Origin of the sequence: Micrococcus sp. GbtcB5 (assembly GCF_019091605.1) — a bacterium.
GTDB lineage: Bacteria > Actinomycetota > Actinomycetes > Actinomycetales > Micrococcaceae > Micrococcus > Micrococcus luteus.
Genome location: NZ_JAGXJK010000375.1, coordinates 1 through 243, shown reverse-complemented (window position 1 = coordinate 243; position 243 = coordinate 1). Strand labels below are relative to the sequence as shown.

The 243-nt window shown below is 74.5% G+C and carries 1 pseudogene; it reads left to right on the top strand.

The window, feature by feature from the left end:
- A pseudogene (locus KVS67_RS12765) lies at positions 1 to 243 on the top strand (hypothetical protein); the annotation flags it as partial.

The following is a 243-nucleotide window of genomic DNA, read 5'->3' as shown; positions in this document are numbered from 1 at the left end:
CGCATCGACCCCACCGACGGGGACCCCTCCCTCTCCTTCTCCACGGACATGCTGGCCGGCGTGCTGCGCCATCTGGCCGTCGTGATGGACGCGGCCGCCCTGCTGCCGGCGGAGGAGTTCTACGCCGTGGTGGGGCGGGTCCTCGCCGTGAACACGGCCCTGGGGCTCGCGGGTGTGGAGCGCCTCGGCCTGGTCGCGGCGGACTTCGCGCACTCGTGCCTGAGCCGCCGGCAGGTGCGGGAC